Origin of the sequence: Bradyrhizobium sp. CCGB12, assembly GCF_024199845.1 — a bacterium.
Lineage (GTDB): Bacteria > Pseudomonadota > Alphaproteobacteria > Rhizobiales > Xanthobacteraceae > Bradyrhizobium.
Genome location: NZ_JANADO010000001.1, coordinates 128,727 through 148,762, shown reverse-complemented (window position 1 = coordinate 148,762; position 20,036 = coordinate 128,727). Strand labels below are relative to the sequence as shown.

Sequence of the window (20,036 nt, the reverse complement as noted above, 5' to 3'; positions counted from 1 at the left end):
GAGGGCGATTTTATGGTTAGCAGTCGGTAAACGCGGTGCGGATGTCGCGCTCGTGCTTGCGCAGGAGCTGGCGCAGCTGCTGACGGCCGCGCTTGAGCAGTGACTCGACCGCGGCCACCGTCGTGTCCATCACCTGGGCGATCTCGCCGTTGCTCATGTTCTCGTGGTACGACAGGATCACCGCGATGCGCTGCTGCTCGGGCAGGCGCTGGATCGCCAGCTCCAGCATGTCGTTGAGCTCGTTGCGCTCGATGATTTCGACGGCGCCGGGCTGGGCGTCGGCGACTTCGGGCACTGTCTCGACATTCTCGTTGCGCGGCTTGCGGCGCAGATCGATGCAGCGGTTGGAGATGACGCGGTAGAGCCAGGTCGAGAATTTGGCGCGGCCGTGCTGCCAGCGTCCACGATGGCTCCAGATCTTGAGCATGGTGTCCTGCACCACGTCCTCGGCGTCGGCCGCGTTGCCGACGATGCGCAGCGCGATCGCGTAGGCGCGATCGATATGGCGTTCGACCAGCATGCGGAACGCGACTTCGTCGCCGGTCGCCAGCCTGTCGAGCAGTTCGCTGTCCTCGTCGTAGACGACATCGGCGGTATCGGGCGTGCTGTCGGGCGCGAGCGGCACCGACGCCGTCACCGGCACGAGTGAATCGACCGGCGCCATCGTCGTGATCTCGGCCTCGGCGGGAGCCATGACATCAGCAGCGTAACTCATCCCGCAACCTCCAACCCGTAATGCCGGCGGCGCACATGCCACACGGCTTCCAGGCGTTGAACGCAGGGCCAAAACAATTCAGGCGAAAAATTTTCGTTGTTTTTCAAGATGTTAGCAGGTCACTTTTGCCGAGTATCGGGCAATAATTGCCGACTGCACGCAGCTCTCGCGCGTCAAGCCTGCAATCATCACATCGTCTCGCGCCATGGCGGATCATCCATCCTGAACAGATGTATTCGGAAAAAACGCTGACATTACGCGGCACTAGATGATCGAACGCGACGTGCGCACAGCGCGCGACGAAGCGATTGTTTCCGAGTGTGAACGAACGCGCGACGACTTCTGCACTCGGCAATTTTTTCCGAATCACCTTTTTCGAACCTAGCGATTTTTTTTAATCTGTCAGTCGCGACGAGCGCGATTTTGAATCGCGCGTGAATATTTTTCGTATTTGTGGCGCCTGACTCCACGCGTGCACACGTTAATCGTGTTGGTGGACGGGGAATGCAGCATGAAGATCGCAACGGCCGGTGCGGAACGCCGTACGCAAATTGTTTCCGCTTGGTCATTCGATGTTTTCGATACGTTTCTGCTTCGCGCCTGCACGACGCCGGATGGCGTATTTGAAAGGACTTACGAGCTTTTGGACATTTCAAGATCTTGTCCGAATGTTTCCTCGAGTTTCGTTCAGCATCGAATCCAGGCAGAATCGCGCGCGCGCCGAACGGCGAAGGAGAAGCGCGGTGCGAGCGAAGTGCACATCGCCGAGATCTATTCCTATTTTCCGTTCAGGCTGTTCGGCCTCTCACGAGGCAACCTGAGCGACCTGGTCGAAGCCGAGTTCGCAGCGGAGCTCGAGCTTTGCCGCGCCAATCCCGACATGATCAGGCAATATCTGGACATGAAGCGTGCCGGCAACCGCGTCGGATTCATCTCCGACACGTATTGGGATTCCGACTGGTTGGGGCGGCTGCTGCGGGCTTGTCATCCCGGACTGACATGGGACTTCCTTTATGCGTCCTGCGACCATGGCAGCAGCAAGAGCGAAACACTGTTCGCCACCTATCTCTCCGAGCAGGACATCGACGCTGCGACTTCGTTCCACGTCGGCGACAACGACAAGGCCGACATCGAGGGCGCAAAGCGCCACGGCATTCGTCCGCGCTATTATCCGCAGGCGACCGCGCAATTGGCCTCGACGTTTCAACGCGAGACGGCACTGTTCGAGCTCCTGTGCACGGGCACGCCGTCGCGGCTTGACCATGGCGCCCGGACGTTGCGGCGCGTGGTCGCCGCCCGTAGTGTCGAGAGATCTCCGGCCTTTCACCTCGGCCTGACCGTGCTCGGCCCGGTCATGACAGCATTCGACGCTTTCGTTGCGCGGCGCTGCGAAGACGTTGAGGGCGACGGCCGGCAGGTCGCTATCGGCTTTCTCGGCCGCGACGGCTTCCTGTCGCACCGGATCTGGCAGGATCTGCACGGCGGGACGGCATCCTATCTCGAGATCAACCGCCGCGTCAGCCTGATCGCTTCGGCTGACACGATGCAGCCGCTGCTCGATCTTCTCGGCAAGGTCCTCAAGATCGACGCGCCAACCTTTTACGACATGCTGAAGATCATGCCGCCGAAGGTCGCAGCGTTCTTCGCCTTCTGTCCCGGCGGTATCGCCTCCGGCGAAGAGCTCGCCGAAGCGCTTCCCGGCCTGATGGATCCGGCCGAGATCGTCGCGCTCGCCGCGGGCCTGCGCGCCCGGCTGCTCGCCTATCTCCGCCATGCCGTCCCCGGCTTCGACGACTGCACCGACCTCGTCCTCGCCGATCTCGGCTATTCCGGCAGCGTGCAAAAGGCGTTGCGCCGCGTCTTCGACCTGGAAGGCATCAGCATCCGCCTCCACGGCGCCTATCTGATGTCGCTCGACGACGCCTTCAACGATCTCGCCGAAATCGACAGCGCGGCCGGCTTCATCTCCGACCTCGTGGTCACCCCGCATGTCAAGCGCATGCTGATCCGCAACGTCGCGCTGCTGGAGCAGGCCTGCTGCTCCGCCGACGGCTCGGTGCGCGATTACGACGGCGGCGCGGTGCTTCGCGAGATCAACCCGCGTCCCCTGGAGCAGGTGGCGTTTGCCGGCGAGATCCAGGCCGGCGCACTGGCCTTCGCTGCGAGCGCGGGCGGCGCCGTTCGCGACTACCGCCTCGATCCTCACGCGGCGCCCGACGTCGCCGCGCGGTGGTGCGCGGCGACCGTGGCACGGCTCCTGCTGCTGCCTGACGAGGACGAGCTGGCGCTGCTCGGCACCTTGAAGCACGACGTCAATCTCGGCACCCACGCGCTCGCGCCGCTGCTCGACAAGCAGTTCGCACGCGACCAGATCACCGCCCGCGGCCTCTCGGCCGCGTGCACCGCCGTTGCGCCGCCGATGTGGCTCGCCGGCAGCTTTGCCGCGCTGTCACCGTCCTACGGCTATCTCTATCTGCTGTTCGGCGCCAACCGCCTGCCCGCGGACGTCTTCGAGGAAAGGCCCTGCGAGCGAGTACGGGTCGGCCTGTTCCGTGCCGACGGGGGTGCGACGATGGAGAGCGTGACCATCCATCGCAACGGGCTCGGCGAGCTGCGCCTGCGCGTTCCCCTGGCCCGCACCATGGCCATCACCATGATCGCCCTGCCGCTGGCCAAATTCGCGCCCGAGGGGCTTCTTCACGGCGTGACCGTGCAGCACGGCAGGGACGTTCGCGATGCCGCCGGCAGCCAGGACGTCATCGGCATCGCGGCCGACGGCCTGGTCTATGCCGGCGTGCAATGGCACGGCGGCCATTACCGCACCGAGACCGAGGACGGCTGCCTGCTGATCCCAGTCCTTCCGATGACGCAGGAGATCGCGGTCTATTCGATCGCGATAACGTCGCTCGGCATCAGCCCCAAATAGTCCGCCTGATCGTGCCGTCCGGACCGTTGAAGTCCAAGGGCCAGTCAAGCGCTGGCGCGAGGGGGCACGGAATTGACGGACGAGACGCACGAAAATCTTGATCGGTTGCTGCAATCCGGCGGCATCCGGCTCGGCCGGACCCAGCGCGACCGGCTTGCCTGGCTCGTCGGCCAGTACGGCGCGCCGACGCTTGACGGCGTCCCGAACGGCCGGCGCAACGGCGTCATCATCCTGGAGGAGCCGCCGAGCGGCGCGGCGGCCGAGCTGCTCTACCGCGCGCTCAATCCGGCCTGTGCCGTCGTCATTCCCGGAAGCGAGAATCCCGGCTTCGATTTCCTCAAGTCCAAGCTGACCGAGTTCGGCACCGTCGGCCCCTGCGGCGCGGAAGGCCCGCACGAGATGTGGTGGGGCGGCATCGGATGGTCGAAATTCCTCGCCGCTGCCGACGCCTGCACGCTCCGGCCGCGGATCGTCTCCTGCCATCCGCGCGGCAGCGATGCGGCTGCGCCCCTCCGCCTCCGTCAATCTGTCGAACGTCTGCATCTCGATTGCCATATCGAACCGATCGAGACGGAGTTCGACGACCGCATCCTCTGCTTCGAGAAGGCCGAGTTCATGGTGCGGATGTGGAATAGATATCGCGAGCCGCTGCTGTTCCTCGAAGCCGGAGCGACCTTGCGCGAAGCGCCGCTGCTGCCGTCCTTCCTCGGCTGCGACGTGGCGCTGCACAAGTGGAATCGCTGGGAGATGTCGGCGCGCACGCTCTATCTCGGCCGCACCGCGCATGCCGAACGGCTGCTTCGCACATGGCAACAGCTTGCCGCCTCCTATCCCGCGATCTGGGAGGGCTATCTGCTCGATCAGGCCTGGAGCCTGACATCGTCGCAGGTGCCACTCGACACCATATGGCTGCCGCGCTCCTATCACGCACTGCAGGGCGATCTCGGCGCGATGCGGGCCACGATCCTGCACGACCAGCAGACGACGACGCTCGAGCTCGGCCCCGATCCCGGCTTTGCGGGCATCGTGCGCACGGCCCGCCGCGCCGGCCGCACCGGCGCCCGCGACGCCTTCATGGTCATGACCTCGCAAGCCGAGGCGGTCAGCGGCATCGCCGTGATCCTGCGCGATATCTCCGCCAGCGATGCAGGCGCGGTGGCCGCGACCGTGGAGGCGGTAACGGGTGCCTATGCCGCCGATTGCGGCGGCTATGGCCGGCTGGAGCTGTCGCTCTGCGCCTGGCAGGACGACGTCGGCGCCGTACGCGAAGCCGCGGGCCTGGCTCGTTACCGCATCCTGGAGATCGCGCCGGGACAGCGCATCGCCAACGATTTCTTTGCCACCTGCGCTTCCAACGACGCGGTCACGGCCGCGCGCCACCTTCTCCCCTGACGGACATCCCAGATGCTCAAGACCATCATCCTGCTCACCGACACCGTGCAACAGCAGCCGCCGCTCGCCAATCTGCTCCGCGAGCACAATCGCGACCTCGCCTTCTGCTCCGCGCTCCGCGCAGCGGACCTCGGCGCGATCGAAGCGGACGTGCTGAGCGAGGCGCGACTGGTGTCATTTGCCGCCGACGTCGCCGTCTCCGAGAAATTTTTGCTCCAGCTCGGCTATGGCGCCTACAAGTTCTACGCAGCGCCGGTTCAATTCCCGGGCCTGCCGCCAGCTCCCGACGAGCGCGACGATGATCCACGCTGCTATTCCGTGATCGCGCAGTCGATGACGATCTGGCCAGATTTCAAGAAGATCGTCGGCCTGGAAACGGTGACGATCCCGGACGGCTCCGCTGCCGCCGAGCGCGAACGGCTGGTGTTCTCCCGCCTCGCGCATCTGTTCTGGCAAATGTCGGGCATGATTGCTGGTGAAGCGGCGGATCTTCCCGGGATCATTGAATCCAGCGAGAGTCAGCGTCCGACGCTCGCGATGATGAACTGAACTAGCGCGCGTCGCCGCGAAGCTGCGCCGATAGCCCATCGCGATGTTCCGGCGCTGCGATCGCAATCATGCGGCGCGCACGCTCGGCAAGGCCGCAGCCGCGCAGTTCCGCAACACCCCATTCGGTCACGACGGCATCGACGTCGGCGCGGGGCGTCGTCACGGTCTCGACATCAGCGACGATCCGGCTCGTGCCATCAGAGGCTGTCGCCGGCAGCGCGATGATCGCCCTGCCGCCAGCGGAGGCATTGGCGCCGCGCACGAAATCAAGCTGCCCACCGATCGCCCCGATCGCGACGCCGTTCAGCGTCTCCGAATTGACGCTGCCATCGAGCCCGACCTGGAGCGCCGAGTTGACCGCGACCAGCCGGTTGATCCGCGCCAGCACGCTCTGGCCATGCGTGTAGGACGTCGGCCGCACCGCGATCGCCTTGTTCCGATGCGCGAAGCGATAGAGCCGCTGCGTCCCGATCAGCTGGTTGGTGACCGTGACCCCGGCATCGATCCCCTTCGCCGCGTTCGTCACCGCGCCGCGCTCGATCAAATCGACGACGGCGTCGTTGATCAGGCCGGAGTGGATGCCGAGATTGCGGGCGTGAGAGAGCGACGAGAGGATCGCGTCCGGAATCCGCCCCACGCCGAACTGAAGCGTGCTGCCGTCGGCGATCAGGCCCGCCGCATGCGTTGCAATGCGCCGGGAGACATCGTCGAGCGGGGACGACGCCAGTTCGACCGGCGGACGGCGGGCCGCCACGCGCACATGAATCGTTACGTCGCCGGGCCATTCCGCCCCGAACGTAAAGGGCGTATCCGGATTGATCTCGGCGATGACGCGACGCGCGCCGCGCGCGGCGTCGATGACATAGTCGTTGGAAAGGCCGGCGCTCAGCCGCCCCTCCAGCTCCGCCAGCTGCACCAGAACCACATCCGCCTTGTGACGTCCCGCGGCGAAGTCGGCACAGAAGGCACTGTAGTTGCTCGGGATGACGTCGAGCCGCCCGGCCCTCGCGAGCCGCCGCGCATTGCCGATCACGCCATAGCTCTGGAACGAGACCTCAGGCGCGCAACCAGCCGAGAACGTATCCGAAAAGATCGGCCCAACGATGATGCGGAACGGCGGCAGAGATCCGGCCTGCGCCACCAGCGCTTCAATCAACGTGAGCGGCTCCGCCGTCGCCTGCCCGCACACGACGAGATCGCCCTCCCGGATCAGGGCGGAGAAATCGATGGGCGTTGTCTCTCCGCGCACTGCAAACTCCGCCGAACGACCCGGAGCAGGATCAATAAGACTTGGCGAGGCCAAGCACCTTTTCCGCGATGAAGCTGAGCGCGAGTTGCGGGCTGACCGGCGCAATCCGCGGGATCAACACTTCGCGCAAATAGCGCTCGACATGGAACTCCTTGGCATAGCCGAAGCCGCCATGGGTCATCACCGCCTGCTCGCAAGCCGAGAAACCCGCCTCGCCGGCCAGATATTTCGCGGCATTGGCCGCAGCACCGCAGGGCATGCCCTTGTCGTATTGCCACGCCGCCGACATCACCATCAGCCAGGCCGCCTCCAGCTCGACCCAGTTCACCGCGAGCGGATGCTGGATGCCCTGGTTCTTGCCGATCGGGCGATTGAACACGATGCGTGTCTTGGCGTACTCGGTCGCGCGCGATAGCGCGAGCTTGCCGAGCCCCACGGCCTCCGCGGCGATGAGGATACGCTCCGGGTTCATCCCTTCGAGGATGTACTGGAAGCCCTTGCCTTCCTCGCCGATCCGATCCTCCATCGGAATTTCAAAATCCTCGAAGAACAGCTCGTTGGAATCGACGATCTTGCGGCCCATCTTCTCGATTTCGTGGACCTTGATCTTCTGGCGGTCGAAGTCCGTGTAGAACAGGCTGAGCCCGTGGGTCGGCGAGCGCACGTCCTCCAGCGGCGTGGTGCGCGCCAGCAGCAGGATCTTGTGCGCGACCTGCGCAGTCGATATCCACACCTTCTGACCGTTGACAATGTAGCGGTCGTTCTTGGCGACCGCGCGGGTCTTGAGCTGCGTGGTGTTGAGGCCGGTGTTGGGCTCGGTGACGGCGAAGCAGGCCTTCTCGCGGCCCTCGACCATCGGCGGCAACATACGCTTGCGCTGCTCCTCGGTGCCGAACACGACGACCGGATTGAGCCCGAACACGTTGATGTGCACCGCGGAGGCGCCGGACATGCCGGCACCGGACTCCGCGATGGTGCGCATCATGATCGCGGCCTCCGTGATGCCGAGCCCGGAGCCGCCATATTCCTCCGGCACGCAGATGCCGAGCCAGCCCGCATCGGCCAGCGCCTTGTGAAAATCGTGCGGGAAGCCGCCGTCGTGATCCTTCTTCAGCCAGTAGGCATCGGGAAAGCCCTCGCAGATCTTGGCGATGGCGTCGCGAATGGCTTCCTGCTGATCGGTGAACGCGAAATCCATATTCTTGATCTCCTTCTTGGGAGCCGCCAGCTCCGATCTTAGCGCCCCATCTGCGAGGGCAGCCAGAGGATGATAGACGGAAACGCCACCAGGATCGCGATGGCGATCAGGTGGGCGATGAAATGCGGGAAGGTGCCGTGGAACACCTCGGCCACCGGCCGCTTGGCATAGCGGGCGACGATGAAGCAGTTCAGCCCCACCGGCGGCGTGATCATGCCGACCTCGGCGGTGACGATCTTGATGACGCCGAACCAGATCGGGTCGAAGCCGAGCGTCTTGATCAGCGGCAGTACGATCGGCACGGTCAAGACCAGGATGGCGATCTGGTCCATGAACGAGCCGAGCACGATATAGCCGCACAGGATCAGCGTGATGATCACCCAGCGCGAGGCCGGCAGGCTGCCGATCCAGGCGACGAGATCCTGCGTCACGTGAGTGAGCGTGAAGAAGTAACCGAAGATCGAGGCGCCGACGAGGATCATGATGATCATGCAGGTGCCGTGGCAGGCGCGCAGCAGCGTATGGTAGAGCGACGCCGGCGTGATCTTGCCCTTGACGATCGCGAGCAGGAAGGCGCCGAACGCACCGAAGGCCGAGGCTTCCGTCGGTGTCGCGACGCCGAGATAGATCGTTCCCGTCACGATCGAGAACAGCACCACCATCGGGGAGACCTGCCACAGCAGCGCGAATTTTTCCCGCCACGGCACCGATTTCGCAGCGGGCGCGCGCGAAGGATCCTGCCAGACGAGGAAGTAGATCGTGGCCATGATGGTGAAGGTGACGAGGATCGCGGGGATGATGCCGCTGATCAGCAGCTTGCCGATGTTCACCTCCGCCAGCAGGCCGAAGATGACGAGCGCGACGCTGGTCGGCAGCAGCATCGACAGCGTGCCTGATATCGCGACCACACCCGCGGCCATCTTCGGCTCATAGCCCTGGCGGATCATCGCCGGAAGGCTGGTCGAGGACAGCGTCGCCGCCGAGGCCGTCGAGGTGCCGCAGATCGCACCGAAACCGGCACCGGCAAGCGCGGTGGCCATGCCGAGGCCGCCGGGAATGCGGCCAACCCAGGCCGATGCCGTCTTGAACAGATCGTCCGCGACGCCCGAGAGCAGCACGAGGTCTGCCATCAGCAGGAACATCGGGATCGTGATCAGCTCGTAGGAGGAGACGGTCGAGAGCGGCGCTGTCTGCAATATTCCGAACAGCGTGCCCCAGCCGCCGACCATTACGAGGCCGACCGAGCCGGAAAAGGCCATGGCGAAGCCAACGGGCGTGCCGAGCGCGAGCAGACCGAACAGCAGGGCGAGAACGATGAAAGGTGTCATGGATATCGCCCGTTACTCGAAGCTGCGTGCTTCACCGACGCCGGTCACCGGCGGCAGCGGATAGAGATCGCGGCCGCTGACGAGGCTCAGCACATTGCCGACAAGCTGGAGCGCCAGCCGCAACACCAGCACGCCGCAGCCGAACGGCACCAGCGCGGCCGAGATCCAGGTCGGCCAGGCAATCGCGCCTGAGAGAACGTCGTGCTGCTCGTAATTCTCCAGCGCGCGCTCGAACCCGACCTCGCAGATCAGGACGAAGACAAACAGGCCGGCGAGCGCAGTGACGATCTCGGACAGCCGCCGGCCGGCCGGCGAGAACCGCGACAGCAGAATGTCGACGCCGACATGCGCATGCTCGCGCAAGCCGTCGGACAGCGTGAAGAAGAACACACCGGCCAGCAGATACAGCCCAATCAGATCATAGGTGAAGGAGAACGGACTGTTCAGCGCATAGCGCATGAACACGTCGGTCACCACCAGCAGCATGATCACGAACAGGAACACCACCGCGACCACCGTCAGCGCGCGTTCCAGCGCGCCGAGCACATCACCTGCCCGCTTGATCACCTCTCGCGCCTCCTTGGATACGGGGTTACTTGGCGCCGCCGGCGGCGAGCAAGTCTTCAAACTCCTTCAGCGCGGCTGATGCCTGCTTGCCGCGGCTGTCGAGCCCGCTCGCCCAATCCTTGCCGACGCCTTTCAGCCTGTCCTTCATCTCGCTACGCGTGGCCTCCGGCAGTGGATCGAAGCTGACGCCTTCGTCCTGGAGATGCTTCCTGGTCGCCTCGGTTTCCTTGTCGACCTGGGCGCAAGCAGTCGGCTCGATCGCGTCGGAGGCGTCATTCATGGCCTTCTTCACGTCATCAGGCAGCTTGTCCCAGACCGACTGGTTGATGGAATAGGCGACGATGAAGCTGCCGAAGCTGACGCCTTCGGTCGCATGCTTGACGAGCTTGTCCAGGCCGTAGGCGACGACGCTTTCCATCGGGAACAGCAGGCCGTCCATGGTGCCGCGCGACAGCGACTCATAGGCATCGGGGGCGGCCATCCGCACGGGCACGGCGCTCAGCGCGCGGAGCGTCAGATCCTGCGCACCGCCGGTGGTGCGCAACTTGAGGCCCTGCATGTCCTTCGGCGTCTCGACCTTCGTCTTGGCAGTCCACACCTGGTAAGGCGGCAGCGCCACGGCCATCAGCAGCTTGATCTTGTTCGGCGCATATTCGCGGCTGGCGAGGATGCCCTCGCGCGCCGTCTTCCAATAGGCGAGCGTGCCTTGGCAGCTCGTCTCAAAAGCGCCCGGCAGTTGCGCGACCTCGGAGAGCGGCATCTTGTCCGAGACGTAGGACGGTCCGATGTAGCCGATGTCGACCACGCCCGACTGCGTCAGGCGCAGCATGTCCGCGGCCTTGCCGATCTGCTGGTTCGGATAATAGGTGAAGGTCACCGCGCCGTTGGTGCGCTTGGTGACGTCGTCCATCCAGGGCTTGAGCATCAGGCGGACGAGGTAGTGACCAGCGGGGAAGCTGTCGGCGACCTTCAGCTCCAGCGCCTGCGCCTGAAGTGTCGAGACCGGCAGCGAAAGGGCGAGCACGGCTGCGGCCCGGACCAGATTCTTCTTCATCAGCTTCTCCTTGACGCGTCCCATGCCGACAGGCGCAGCCGTTAGCTGCCAGACCGTCGGTCCCTCGCTCCGCTTCTTGCTTGCGGAAAATGTACATATACGTGAATTTATCTGTCAAGTATATGAACTATGCATAGAGCCATGCGCACTGACATGAGCGCATCGAATTGACATCTGCATTTTCTGAACTCTAACTCCACATATATGAACACATCAAACGGGACCTCATGGGACCGCTCGCCGGCTTCACCATTCTCGATCTGACCTCGGTGCTGATGGGCCCCTACGGCACCCAGGTGCTGGCGGACATGGGCGCTGACGTCATCAAGGTCGAAAGTCCCGAGGGCGACATCGTTCGCCAGATCGGGCCCGGCCGCACGCCGGGCATGGGCGGGATGTTCCTCAATGCCAATCGCGGCAAGCGCAGCATCGTGCTCGACCTCAAGAAAACGGAAGGGCGCGACACGCTGCTGCGGCTGGCGAAGCGCGCCAATGCGCTCGTCTACAACGTGCGCCCGCAGGCGATGGCGCGGCTCGGCCTCGACTACGAGACGCTTGCCGCTGTTAATCCCGCCCTCGTCTATGTCGGCGCCTTCGGCTACGGCCAGTCCGGCCCCTATGCCGCAAAGCCGGCTTACGACGACCTGATCCAGGGCGCGGCGACAATTCCGACGCTGCTGGCGGCGGCCGGCGACGGCACGCCGCGCTACGTGCCCGTCACCATCGCCGACCGCATCGTCGGCCTGATGATGGTCAACGCAATCATGGGCGGGCTGATGCACCAGCAGCGCACCGGCCAGGGCCAGCGCATCGACGTGCCGATGTTCGAGTCCATGACGGAGTTCGTGCTGGTGGATCATCTCGGCGGTCTCACCTACGATCCGCCGCTCGACCATGGCGGCTATGCCCGCCTGCTCTCGCGGTATCGCCGCCCCTACAGGACCAGCGACGGCCATCTCTGCGTCCTTATCTACAACGACAAGCATTGGCGCAGCTTCTTCGAGGCGATCGGGCAACCGCACTTCCTCGATCAGCCGCGCTTTGCCAACCACGCCGCGCGCACCAAGCACATCGACGAGATCTACGAGGAGATCGGCCACATCTTTGCAACGCGCACCACCGCCGAATGGCGCGAGCTACTGGAGCGCGCCGACATTCCGGTGATGCCGATGCATACGCTGGAGACGATCCTGGACGATCCGCATCTGAGTGCGGTCGACTTCTTCAGGACGGTGGATCACCCCGTGGAGGGCCGCATCCGCCAGATGCGCGTGCCCTCGACCTGGAGCGTGACCCAACCGGAACCCGCCGGTCCCGCGCCGACGCTCGGTCAGCATGGCCGCGACATTTTGCGCGAGGCCGGCTTCTCGACCACGGAGATCGAGCAGCTCGCACAGCAAAAAGCAGTTCACCTGGCGGCGCCGCCCTGAGGCAGCGCTGGCCAAATCGCACGACACAGGGAGGAAACCGCGATGGCCGGACTTTATTTCGAAGACTTTACCGTAGGCCAGGAGTTCAGGCATCCTCTGACCCGGACCGTCACGGAGATGGACAACACCATGTTCAGCCTGCTGACGCTCAACCCGCAGCCGCTGCACATCGACGCGCATTTCTCCGAAAAGACCGAGTTCGGCCAGCGCATTTTCAACAGCCTTTACACCCTGGGCATCATGATCGGCATGACGGTCTATGATACGACCTTGGGCACTACCGTCGCCAATCTCGGCATGACCGACGTCACCTTTCCAAAGCCGGTCTTCCATGGCGACACGTTGCGGGCGACGACGAAGGTGCTTTCGTTGAGGGAATCGAAATCGCGGCCGAAGGCGGGCATCGTCGAGTTCGAGCACCACGCCTTGAACCAGAACGACGAAATCGTCGGCAGATGCCGGCGCATGGCGATGATGCACAAGAGGCCGGTCTGATGCGTTCGATGCTGTTCGTGCCGGGTGATTCCCCGCGCAAATTCGAGAAGGCGAGCGAAGGCAGAGCCGACGCGCTGATCATCGATCTCGAGGATTCCGTCGTCACCGACAAGAAGCCGGAGGCGCGCGGGTTGACGCTCGCGATGCTGGAGGGCTCTCGCGGCTCGCACCAGCTCTATGTCCGCGTCAACGCGCTCGACACCGGCATGACGCTCGCCGATCTCGCCGCAGTGATGCCGGGCAAACCAGACGGCATCGTGCTGCCGAAATCGCAAGGCGGCGACGACGTGCGGCAGGTTGCGAGCTGGCTCGAAGCCCTGGAAGCTGCGGCTGGCATCACGGTCGGCGCGACGCGCATCGTTTGCGTCGCGACGGAAACCGCGGGCTCGATCTTCGGCCTCGGCAGCTACAAGGGATGCTCCCCTCGCCTCGCCGGCCTGATGTGGGGCGCGGAGGATCTTTCAGCCTCGCTCGGCGCCACCGAGAAGGCTTCGGGCGGCGTGTTCCACAGCCCCTATCGCCTCGCGCGCGATCTCTGCTTGATGGCGGCGGCCGCAGCCGAGGTCGCACCGATCGACACCGTCTATACTGACATCGACAATCTCGCAGGCCTCGAGCAGGAAACGCGGGCCGCGCGACGCGACGGCTTTTCGGCCAAGGCGGTGATCCATCCCAAGCATGTCGATGTCGTCAACGCGGCCTTCGAGCCGACCGCCGCCGAGCGCATATGGGCCGAGAAGGTGATCGCGGCGTTCGCCGGCAATCCCAACTCCGGCACGCTGCGGCTCGACGGCCAAATGATCGACAAGCCGCATCTTCGCGCCGCGAAGAAGATCCTCGGCCAACCCTAGCTCGGGACACAAGCCTCGCCATGATCGTTCGCCAAGCTGCAAACGTCCTGGAGATCATGGAGTTCTTCGCGCAGGTGAAGAAGCCGGCGACGCTTGCCGAGATCGCCGATCATTTCGGCTGGCCGCGCTCATCGACGTTCAACCTGCTCGCGACGCTCTCGGAGAAGGGCTACCTCTACGAACCGCGGCCGCGCGCCGGCTTCTATCCGACGCCGCGGTGGCTGGCGATGGCGCGGATGATCTCGGAGGTCGAGCCGCTGCCGGCCTGGACGCATACGCTGATCTCCGATCTCTCGGCCGAGACCGGCGAGACTGCCTCGATCGTCGCACCGGCGGGTGTGATGGCCGTGTTCATCGACGTCATGGAGTCCAAGGCCGCGATCCGCTATTTCGCGACGATCGGCCATCGCGTGCCGATCCACGCCACGGCCAGCGGCCGCGCATTGCTGCTGCAATATTCGCAGGAGGAGCGCGACTCCGTCTATCGCAAGATCGAGTTCAAGCAATACGGTCCGTCGACGCCGATCAGCATCGAGGCGGTGGAAGCCGAGCTGCGCAACTCGATTCAACGCGGCTATTGCCAGAGTTTTGGCGACTACAGCCGCGATCTCGCGGGGGCTGCGATTCCCTTGCCAATCGGCGATCGCCGCCTTTCGGTCGTCGTCGCCGGACCGGAATTCCGCATCGGTCCGAAAGTCGGCGAGGTGGCCGCGCTGATTGCGCGGACGGTTGATCGGCTGCGACCGAAGGCGGCGGCTTAAGCCTCGGCCTCACTCAAATCCCTGAATCGGCGGCGCCGAGGCTTGCGGCGGCACGGCAGGCGCTGCTTGAACGGGCTGCACCGCAGGCGCGGCTTGAACCGGCGGATTGTTGGCGGCTCTGAACTGGCCGTTGGCATTCATCGCCTCGCGCGCGCGCGGCGGGGCGCCGGCCGCGCGGTAGGCCTCGCGACGCGGCGGCTGCCGATGTCGTGCCGAGCGCGAATCTCTTACGCCCCAGGACCGAGCGATCGAAGGTCCGGCGGTATAACCGATCGCCGCGCCGGCGACGGCACCGATCGGCCCAAGCACGACAGCGCCTGACACGGCTCCCAACGCCGCAGCACCAGCACGCTCCTGCGCGGCAGCCCCCGCAGGCACGCCAGCCAGCAGAACGATGGCGGTGATCAGAGCTTTATTCATCGGAGTGTCTCCTTACGACAGATCACTCCTGCTCAAATATGGCTGCACGAGGTTTGTTCGTGGCCAAACACGGGGCAATCGTCGATGGAACTCCGGCAATTCAAAGGCCTCCACCGGCAATCGCGGTTCCAGCGGAGGCCGACCAGTGCGAGCTAGACGATCTTGATCGACATGTCCGGCAAACCGTCTAGCTTGCACAAGAGCACGTCGCCCTTCACCACCGGGCCGACATTCTCCGGCGTGCCGGAATAGATGATATCGCCGGCCTTGAGCTCGAACGCTTCCGACAGCTTTGCGATCTGCTCGGCAACACTCCAGATCATCTTGCTGAGATCGGAGTTCTGCTTGACCGTTCCGTTGATCGCCAGCGAGATCCCACCTTTCTCGAAATGGCCGGTCTTGCTTGCCGGATGAATCGGACCGAGCACGGCAGCATGATCAAAACTCTTGCCGATCTCCCAAGGCTTCTTCTCCGCGGCCATGCCGTTCTGCAGATCGCGCCGGGTCATGTCGAGGCCGAGCGCATAGCCATAGACGTGATCGAGCGCTTTGTCGGCCGGGATGTTGGTGCCGCCGGATTTCAGCGCGGCGACCAGCTCGACCTCGTGATGATAGTTCTTGGTCAGCGACGGGTAGGAATGATTGGCAACCTCGCCGATCGCGACATTCTGGATCGCGTCGGTCGGCTTCTGAAAGAAGAACGGCGGTTCGCGGTTCGGATCCGAGCCGCGCTCGATCGCATGCGCGGCATAGTTGCGCCCGATGCAATAGATGCGGCGCACCTGAAACACCTGGGTCTCGCCGACGATCGGAATCGTCACCATCGGCACCGGGAAGAGCGGCTTGGGTCCGGCCTGCGCGGCGGCGGGAACAGTGTCGGCGAGGCCCGCCGCCGTCACCGCCGCTGCGGCCGTGAGCACGCTGCGTCGCGTGGTTTTTGTCATTGGCTTCACTCCCTGGTTTTCGTTTCTTGCCGGACGCCAGTCTTAGAACCAAACGAAGGGCCGGCCAATGCCTGTCCTTACCTCTCAGGTCGCGATGCGATCGAAGAACGCACGAACCTTCTGCGCGCAGACGTCCGGGTCGGTGGCGGCGACGTGATAGGAATCGCCGGGCAGCACTTCGAGCTTCGCGCCCGGGATCGTCTCCTGCCACGCCTTCACGGAGGCAACGTCACCGAGCCCCGAGCCGGTCGTGGTGATCACCAGCGCCGGACGCTTGATCGAAGGAAGCTCGCCGGTGACATCGACCGTCGGCACCATCTGGAGGAACGCCTCCAGCGTCGAGGCCTTTGTTTTTGACATCAGCTTGATCCACCAGTCGAGCGCTTCCGGCGGCAGCGACGAGCCGAGCCGGCCGGCCGTGGTCTCGCGCACCCAGGCCTCGACGCCCTGCTCGCGGATCTGCTTGCGCCAGGTCGGCGCCCGCTCGTTGAACGAGGTCAGCGACGCCGGCGCACCGACCGCGGCGACCGCGATCACACGATCCGGATGTTTCGCCGTCAGATGCATCGCCAGCGTCCCGCCGATCTTGCCACCGATCAGGAACACGCGGTCGAGCTTCAGCGCGTCGAGCATTCGGATGACGTCGTCGCCAAGTCCGGCGAAACGATAAGCATAGGTGCCCTGCATCGGCGTCGAATCGCCGTAGCCTCGGAGATCGGGGCGCACCACCAGATGATGCGTGGCGAAGTAAGGCACCCAGCGCCGGAACGCCTCACCGCTCTCGGCGAGCCCGTGCAGCATCACGACCGGCGGCTTGGTGTCCCATGGCAGCAGATAATCGTCGATGCGAACCGCAAGCTCGCAATCCTCGCTGACACCGATCTTCCGCAGTTCGCTAGCCATCAGATGCACCTCGTCCCACCGCCATCGACATTGATGCAGGTACCAGTAATGAAGGATGCGCGGTCTGAACAGAGGAACGCGACGAGGCCGGATACCTCGTGCGGCTGCCCGACCCGCCCGAGCGGAACCGAGGCGATCGCGGTGGCATTGGTCGCGCCCTGATCCTGACCCGAGATCGCCGCGCCCTGCGAGATCAGGCTGTCCCAGCGATCGGTCTGCACCGGTCCGGGATTGACGCCCGTGACCAGCACATTGTCCGGCGCGCATTCCTCGGCCAGCGCCAGCGTGAAGTTCAGCAGCGCCGCATTGACCGCGCCGCCGGCCATATAGGCCGCACGCGGCTGGTGCCCGCTGCGGCCGATGATGTTGATGACCCGGCCCCAGCGCCGGTCACGCATGCCCGGCAGGACATTGCGGGCGCAGCGCATGTAGCCGAGCAGCTTCAGCTCGATCGACTTGGCCCACGTCGCATCCGGCGTGTCCGCGATCCGACCCATTGGCGAGGCGCCGGCATTGTTGACGAGGATATCGACGCGGCCGAAAGCCTCGCGCGCCGTATCCATCGCGCGCGCGATGTCGTCGGGCGTGGTCATGTCGCCGGCACAGGCGATCACGCGCCGTCCCGTATCCCGCGACATGGCCCGCGCCGACGCCGCAAGCCGTTCGGCGTCGCGCGCGACGATTACGACATGCGCCTGCTCGCGCGCAAGCTCGGCGGCGATTGCGCGGCCGATGCCGATGCTGCCGCCGGTGACGACGGCAACCTTGTCGCCCAGATTCAGATCCATGACGCTGTCCTAACCCGTTAATCGACGATGGCGCCGGAGGCCTTGATGATCTTGCCCCACTTCGCGGTTTCGTCCGTCATGAACCGACCGAATGCTTCCCCGAACACCGTGCCGGGCTCGGCCCCGAGCTCCGCAAGCCGCTTCTTGACGTCAGGCATCTTCAGGATGGATTCGAGCTCACCGCTCAGCTTGGCAAGCGCGGGCTGAGGCGTCTTGGCCGGCGCCACCAGTCCGAACCAGGAGGAGGCCTCGAAGCCCGGGATGGTCTCCGCGAGAACGGGCACGTCGGACAAAGCCTCTGCGCGTCTTGCGCCCGCGACGGCGATCGCGTTGATGGCCTTGCCCTGCACCTGCGGCAGCACCGCCGGCATGTTGTCGAACATGAAGGGGATCTGGCCCGCGAGCAGATCGTTCATCGCCGGTGCCGCGCCACGATAAGGCACATGGACGATATCGATGCCGGCCATGCTCTTGAGCAGCTCGCCGGCCAGATGATTGGTCGAGCCGATGCCGGACGAGCCGAAATTCAGCGTCCCCGGCTTGGCCTTGGCAAGCGCAATCAGTTCGCCGACGTTCTTGGCCGGCACTGAGGGATTGACGACCAGGACGATCGGCACGGAGGCGATCAGCGCCACCGGCGCAAAGGCCTTTGCGGGATCGAACGGCAGCTTCTTGTAGAGGGAGCCGTTGATGGTGAGCGGGGGCGGTGCGGTCAGCAGCAAGGTGTAGCCGTCGGGCTCGGCGCTCGCGACCGCCTCGGCACCGATATTGCCGCCGGCGCCGCTACGGTTCTCCACCAGGAAGGTCTGGCCGTTCCGCTCAGTCAGCTTCTGCGCGACGATGCGGGCGATGATGTCGTTGGAGCCGCCGGCCGGGAACGGCACGACGATCTTGACGGGTCGGGAGGGGTAGTCCTGCGCACTCGCAAAGCCGGAGAACAGAACGGCCGCGCAGGCGGCCAGAACGGTGCGTCGCATAACCCCGCGCATGGGCACTTCCTTGATGTTTGTATTGTTGTTGATTGATTCATCACGCCGTCAGCAATGGCCTCAACTTGCCGACGTCGTCAAGCCGTTCGAGATTGCCGATCTGATCGATCAGCTTCTCGGCCCTGTCAGTGCCCAATACAGGTGCAATCAGATCCCGCGTCTTGGCCGCCACTGCCTCCGTACTCAGCGGATTCTCCTTGGTGCCGGGCGGATACTTCGTGAAGTGCTCGACCTTCCTGCCATCGGTCAGTGTCACTTCGACGACGGCGCCGCGCGGTGCGGCCGGGTCCATCAGCCCCTTGTCGCCGGCGAGCGTCACCTTGGCGCGCTGCGCCAGAATTATCGGGTCATGCATCAGCGCGACGTCGTGACTGTCGTTGAACGACACGGCGCCCTTGACCAGCGCAACAGCCACGAGGTGCTGGCAATTGACGTCCGGCATCGCGCTCTCGCCCACAATTCCCATCGCATCGGTCGGCAGCTTGACCAGGATGCTACGAACGTTATCTGGCGTGAGGCTGTATTGCTTGCGCAACGATAGTGTCGCATCCAGCGGCGACTGGATGGGATAGCCGACCGAGAAGGTCTTGATTGCCGTCTCCGTGACATAGAACCGCTTGCCGAGATCCTTCACCATCTCCTCCGGCTTCGGATCGGTCGACAACGCGATGAAGAGATTGTGCGTGCCGTCGAGCACGTCGTCGACGCCGGTCAGGCCGGCCTTCACCATGTCGACGGCCATGACGCCGTTACGGGCGCCCATGCCGGCGAAATCGAAGGCCTTCTCGATGTGGTCATGATCCTTGACCCAGCTCCACAGGCCGGAGACCTGCTGCGACGAATAGGAGATGGCATAGCGCATCCCTTTTTCATCAAGCCGGGCCAGTGATGCGGCAGCGCCGAGCGCGCCGAAGGTCGAGGATGTTCCCTCGGCGCTACGATGCGAGCCACGGACGAGATCGGGACCCAGCGCCATCAGCAGGCGGCAGGTCAGGTCATAACCGAGCGCGACCGCGCGAATGAACGCCTGCCCGCTGCGATGCTCGCGCTCGCCGAAGGCGAGTGCGGCCGGCACCACCGAACATCCCGGATGCGCCTTGGTGACGGGCTCGAAATCATCGGTCTCGTCGGCATGCGCACACATCGCGTTCGCCAACGCCGCGTTGACCGCCGTGGTCCGGACATCGGAGCCGATGACGGACGCCTGCGTATCGCCGCCAAGCGTGCGGACATACTTCAACGCCATCTCACCCGGCTTCATCCGCGAGCCCGAGATCATCGCGCCGAACGTATCGAGAATGCGGTGCCTGCACTCGCGCAGCACCTGCTCCGGTAACTCCTGATCGCGCGCGGCGACCATGTAGCGGGCAAGGCGCTCGGTCACGCCGGGCCCCGCTGCGAGAGCCACACGGCCGCGAGTGGCGGCGAGAGCGGCAACCGAGCCGGCGGATTGCAGGAAACGACGGCGTGACGGCAT

General features: G+C 64.6%; 19 protein-coding genes. 7 read left to right on the top strand and 12 right to left on the bottom strand.

The window, feature by feature from the left end; genetic code table 11:
• Positions 1-16 precede the first annotated feature (16 nt).
• A complete protein-coding gene (locus NLM27_RS00730; protein WP_254141512.1) occupies positions 17-715 on the bottom strand; it encodes an RNA polymerase sigma factor in 699 nt (232 codons plus the stop codon).
• A gap of 754 nt (positions 716-1,469) precedes the next feature.
• Here NLM27_RS00730 and NLM27_RS00725 point away from each other — a divergent pair.
• From NLM27_RS00725 to NLM27_RS00715, 3 genes are all read left to right on the top strand, one after another.
• Positions 1,470-3,641, top strand: a complete 2,172-nt coding sequence (locus NLM27_RS00725) for a hypothetical protein (RefSeq protein WP_309144726.1) — start codon at positions 1,470-1,472, stop codon at positions 3,639-3,641.
• Between the two features lie 72 nt (positions 3,642-3,713).
• On the top strand, positions 3,714-5,033 hold the full coding sequence (locus NLM27_RS00720) for a hypothetical protein (protein WP_254141510.1): 1,320 nt from the start codon (positions 3,714-3,716) through the stop codon (positions 5,031-5,033).
• A gap of 12 nt (positions 5,034-5,045) precedes the next feature.
• A complete protein-coding gene (locus tag NLM27_RS00715; RefSeq protein ID WP_254141509.1) occupies positions 5,046-5,582 on the top strand; it encodes a hypothetical protein in 537 nt (178 codons plus the stop codon).
• A 1-nt stretch (position 5,583) separates the two neighbouring features.
• Here the strand turns inward: NLM27_RS00715 and NLM27_RS00710 are convergent, their stop codons facing one another.
• The 5 genes from NLM27_RS00710 to dctP are packed head-to-tail and all read right to left on the bottom strand — an operon-like array spanning position 5,584 to position 10,978.
• Positions 5,584-6,831 carry an acetyl-CoA hydrolase/transferase C-terminal domain-containing protein gene (locus tag NLM27_RS00710; RefSeq protein ID WP_254141508.1) on the bottom strand — a complete coding sequence of 416 codons (1,248 nt, stop codon included), beginning with the start codon at positions 6,829-6,831 and terminating at the stop codon, positions 5,584-5,586.
• 31 nt (positions 6,832-6,862) lie between these two features.
• Positions 6,863-8,029, bottom strand: coding sequence for an acyl-CoA dehydrogenase family protein (locus NLM27_RS00705; protein WP_254141507.1), 1,167 nt, complete (start codon positions 8,027-8,029; stop codon positions 6,863-6,865).
• 38 nt (positions 8,030-8,067) lie between these two features.
• Positions 8,068-9,357: a TRAP transporter large permease gene (locus NLM27_RS00700; RefSeq protein WP_254141506.1), complete on the bottom strand. Its 1,290-nt coding sequence runs from the start codon at positions 9,355-9,357 to the stop codon at positions 8,068-8,070.
• Positions 9,358-9,369: 12 nt separating this feature from the next.
• Positions 9,370-9,924 (bottom strand): TRAP transporter small permease, encoded by a 555-nt coding sequence (locus tag NLM27_RS00695; RefSeq protein WP_254141505.1) that lies wholly within the window; start codon positions 9,922-9,924, stop codon positions 9,370-9,372.
• Positions 9,925-9,949: 25 nt separating this feature from the next.
• Entirely contained in the window at positions 9,950-10,978 is a 1,029-nt protein-coding gene (dctP, locus tag NLM27_RS00690) for a TRAP transporter substrate-binding protein DctP (RefSeq protein WP_254141504.1), read from the bottom strand.
• Positions 10,979-11,205: 227 nt separating this feature from the next.
• On the opposite strand from dctP, the gene NLM27_RS00685 reads away from it, so the two are divergent.
• Genes NLM27_RS00685 through NLM27_RS00670 form a run of 4 tightly spaced genes read left to right on the top strand, consistent with a single transcriptional unit; the run spans position 11,206 to position 14,515 of the window.
• Positions 11,206-12,408 carry a CaiB/BaiF CoA-transferase family protein gene (locus NLM27_RS00685; RefSeq protein ID WP_254141503.1) on the top strand — a complete coding sequence of 401 codons (1,203 nt, stop codon included), beginning with the start codon at positions 11,206-11,208 and terminating at the stop codon, positions 12,406-12,408.
• 15 nt (positions 12,409-12,423) lie between these two features.
• Positions 12,424-12,903: a MaoC family dehydratase gene (locus NLM27_RS00680; RefSeq protein ID WP_375142309.1), complete on the top strand. Its 480-nt coding sequence runs from the start codon at positions 12,424-12,426 to the stop codon at positions 12,901-12,903.
• Positions 12,903-13,754, top strand: coding sequence for a CoA ester lyase (locus NLM27_RS00675; protein WP_254141501.1), 852 nt, complete (start codon positions 12,903-12,905; stop codon positions 13,752-13,754). Before NLM27_RS00680 ends, NLM27_RS00675 begins: the two co-directional genes overlap by 1 nt.
• 20 nt (positions 13,755-13,774) lie before the next feature.
• A complete protein-coding gene (locus tag NLM27_RS00670) occupies positions 13,775-14,515 on the top strand; it encodes an IclR family transcriptional regulator (RefSeq protein WP_254141500.1) in 741 nt (246 codons plus the stop codon).
• 9 nt (positions 14,516-14,524) lie between these two features.
• On the opposite strand, the gene NLM27_RS00665 is transcribed toward NLM27_RS00670, so the two are convergent.
• From NLM27_RS00665 to NLM27_RS00640, 6 genes are all read right to left on the bottom strand, one after another.
• The gene (locus NLM27_RS00665) at positions 14,525-14,935 is read right to left on the bottom strand and encodes a hypothetical protein (RefSeq protein WP_254141499.1); all 411 of its coding nucleotides are present in this window, start codon (positions 14,933-14,935) and stop codon (positions 14,525-14,527) included.
• A gap of 152 nt (positions 14,936-15,087) precedes the next feature.
• Positions 15,088-15,879 (bottom strand): fumarylacetoacetate hydrolase family protein, encoded by a 792-nt coding sequence (locus tag NLM27_RS00660; RefSeq protein WP_254141498.1) that lies wholly within the window; start codon positions 15,877-15,879, stop codon positions 15,088-15,090.
• An 84-nt stretch (positions 15,880-15,963) separates the two neighbouring features.
• Positions 15,964-16,782 (bottom strand): alpha/beta fold hydrolase, encoded by an 819-nt coding sequence (locus NLM27_RS00655; RefSeq protein WP_254141497.1) that lies wholly within the window; start codon positions 16,780-16,782, stop codon positions 15,964-15,966.
• The gene (locus tag NLM27_RS00650; protein ID WP_254141496.1) at positions 16,782-17,570 is read right to left on the bottom strand and encodes an SDR family oxidoreductase; all 789 of its coding nucleotides are present in this window, start codon (positions 17,568-17,570) and stop codon (positions 16,782-16,784) included. The genes NLM27_RS00655 and NLM27_RS00650 overlap by 1 nt, the downstream gene beginning before the upstream one ends.
• Before the next feature lie 17 nt (positions 17,571-17,587).
• Positions 17,588-18,559: a tripartite tricarboxylate transporter substrate binding protein gene (locus NLM27_RS00645; RefSeq protein WP_254141495.1), complete on the bottom strand. Its 972-nt coding sequence runs from the start codon at positions 18,557-18,559 to the stop codon at positions 17,588-17,590.
• Positions 18,560-18,599: 40 nt separating this feature from the next.
• On the bottom strand, positions 18,600-20,036 hold the full coding sequence (locus tag NLM27_RS00640) for an MmgE/PrpD family protein (RefSeq protein ID WP_254141494.1): 1,437 nt from the start codon (positions 20,034-20,036) through the stop codon (positions 18,600-18,602).

Bases quoted from the DNA above. Each gene is read 5' to 3' on its own strand.
- NLM27_RS00665 (WP_254141499.1), bottom strand. From the start codon at position 14,935: ATGAATAAAGCTCTGATCACCGCCATCGTTCTGCTGGCTGGCGTGCCT.
- NLM27_RS00650 (WP_254141496.1), bottom strand. From the start codon at position 17,570: ATGGATCTGAATCTGGGCGACAAGGTTGCCGTCGTCACCGGCGGCAGC.
- dctP (WP_254141504.1), bottom strand. From the start codon at position 10,978: ATGAAGAAGAATCTGGTCCGGGCCGCAGCCGTGCTCGCCCTTTCGCTG.
- NLM27_RS00670 (WP_254141500.1), top strand. From the start codon at position 13,775: ATGATCGTTCGCCAAGCTGCAAACGTCCTGGAGATCATGGAGTTCTTC.
- NLM27_RS00645 (WP_254141495.1), bottom strand. From the start codon at position 18,559: ATGCGCGGGGTTATGCGACGCACCGTTCTGGCCGCCTGCGCGGCCGTT.
- NLM27_RS00655 (WP_254141497.1), bottom strand. From the start codon at position 16,782: ATGGCTAGCGAACTGCGGAAGATCGGTGTCAGCGAGGATTGCGAGCTT.
- NLM27_RS00640 (WP_254141494.1), bottom strand. From the start codon at position 20,036: ATGCCGTCACGCCGTCGTTTCCTGCAATCCGCCGGCTCGGTTGCCGCT.
- NLM27_RS00715 (WP_254141509.1), top strand. From the start codon at position 5,046: ATGCTCAAGACCATCATCCTGCTCACCGACACCGTGCAACAGCAGCCG.
- NLM27_RS00705 (WP_254141507.1), bottom strand. From the start codon at position 8,029: ATGGATTTCGCGTTCACCGATCAGCAGGAAGCCATTCGCGACGCCATC.
- NLM27_RS00685 (WP_254141503.1), top strand. From the start codon at position 11,206: ATGGGACCGCTCGCCGGCTTCACCATTCTCGATCTGACCTCGGTGCTG.
- NLM27_RS00675 (WP_254141501.1), top strand. From the start codon at position 12,903: ATGCGTTCGATGCTGTTCGTGCCGGGTGATTCCCCGCGCAAATTCGAG.
- NLM27_RS00730 (WP_254141512.1), bottom strand. From the start codon at position 715: ATGAGTTACGCTGCTGATGTCATGGCTCCCGCCGAGGCCGAGATCACG.
- NLM27_RS00700 (WP_254141506.1), bottom strand. From the start codon at position 9,357: ATGACACCTTTCATCGTTCTCGCCCTGCTGTTCGGTCTGCTCGCGCTC.
- NLM27_RS00660 (WP_254141498.1), bottom strand. From the start codon at position 15,879: ATGACAAAAACCACGCGACGCAGCGTGCTCACGGCCGCAGCGGCGGTG.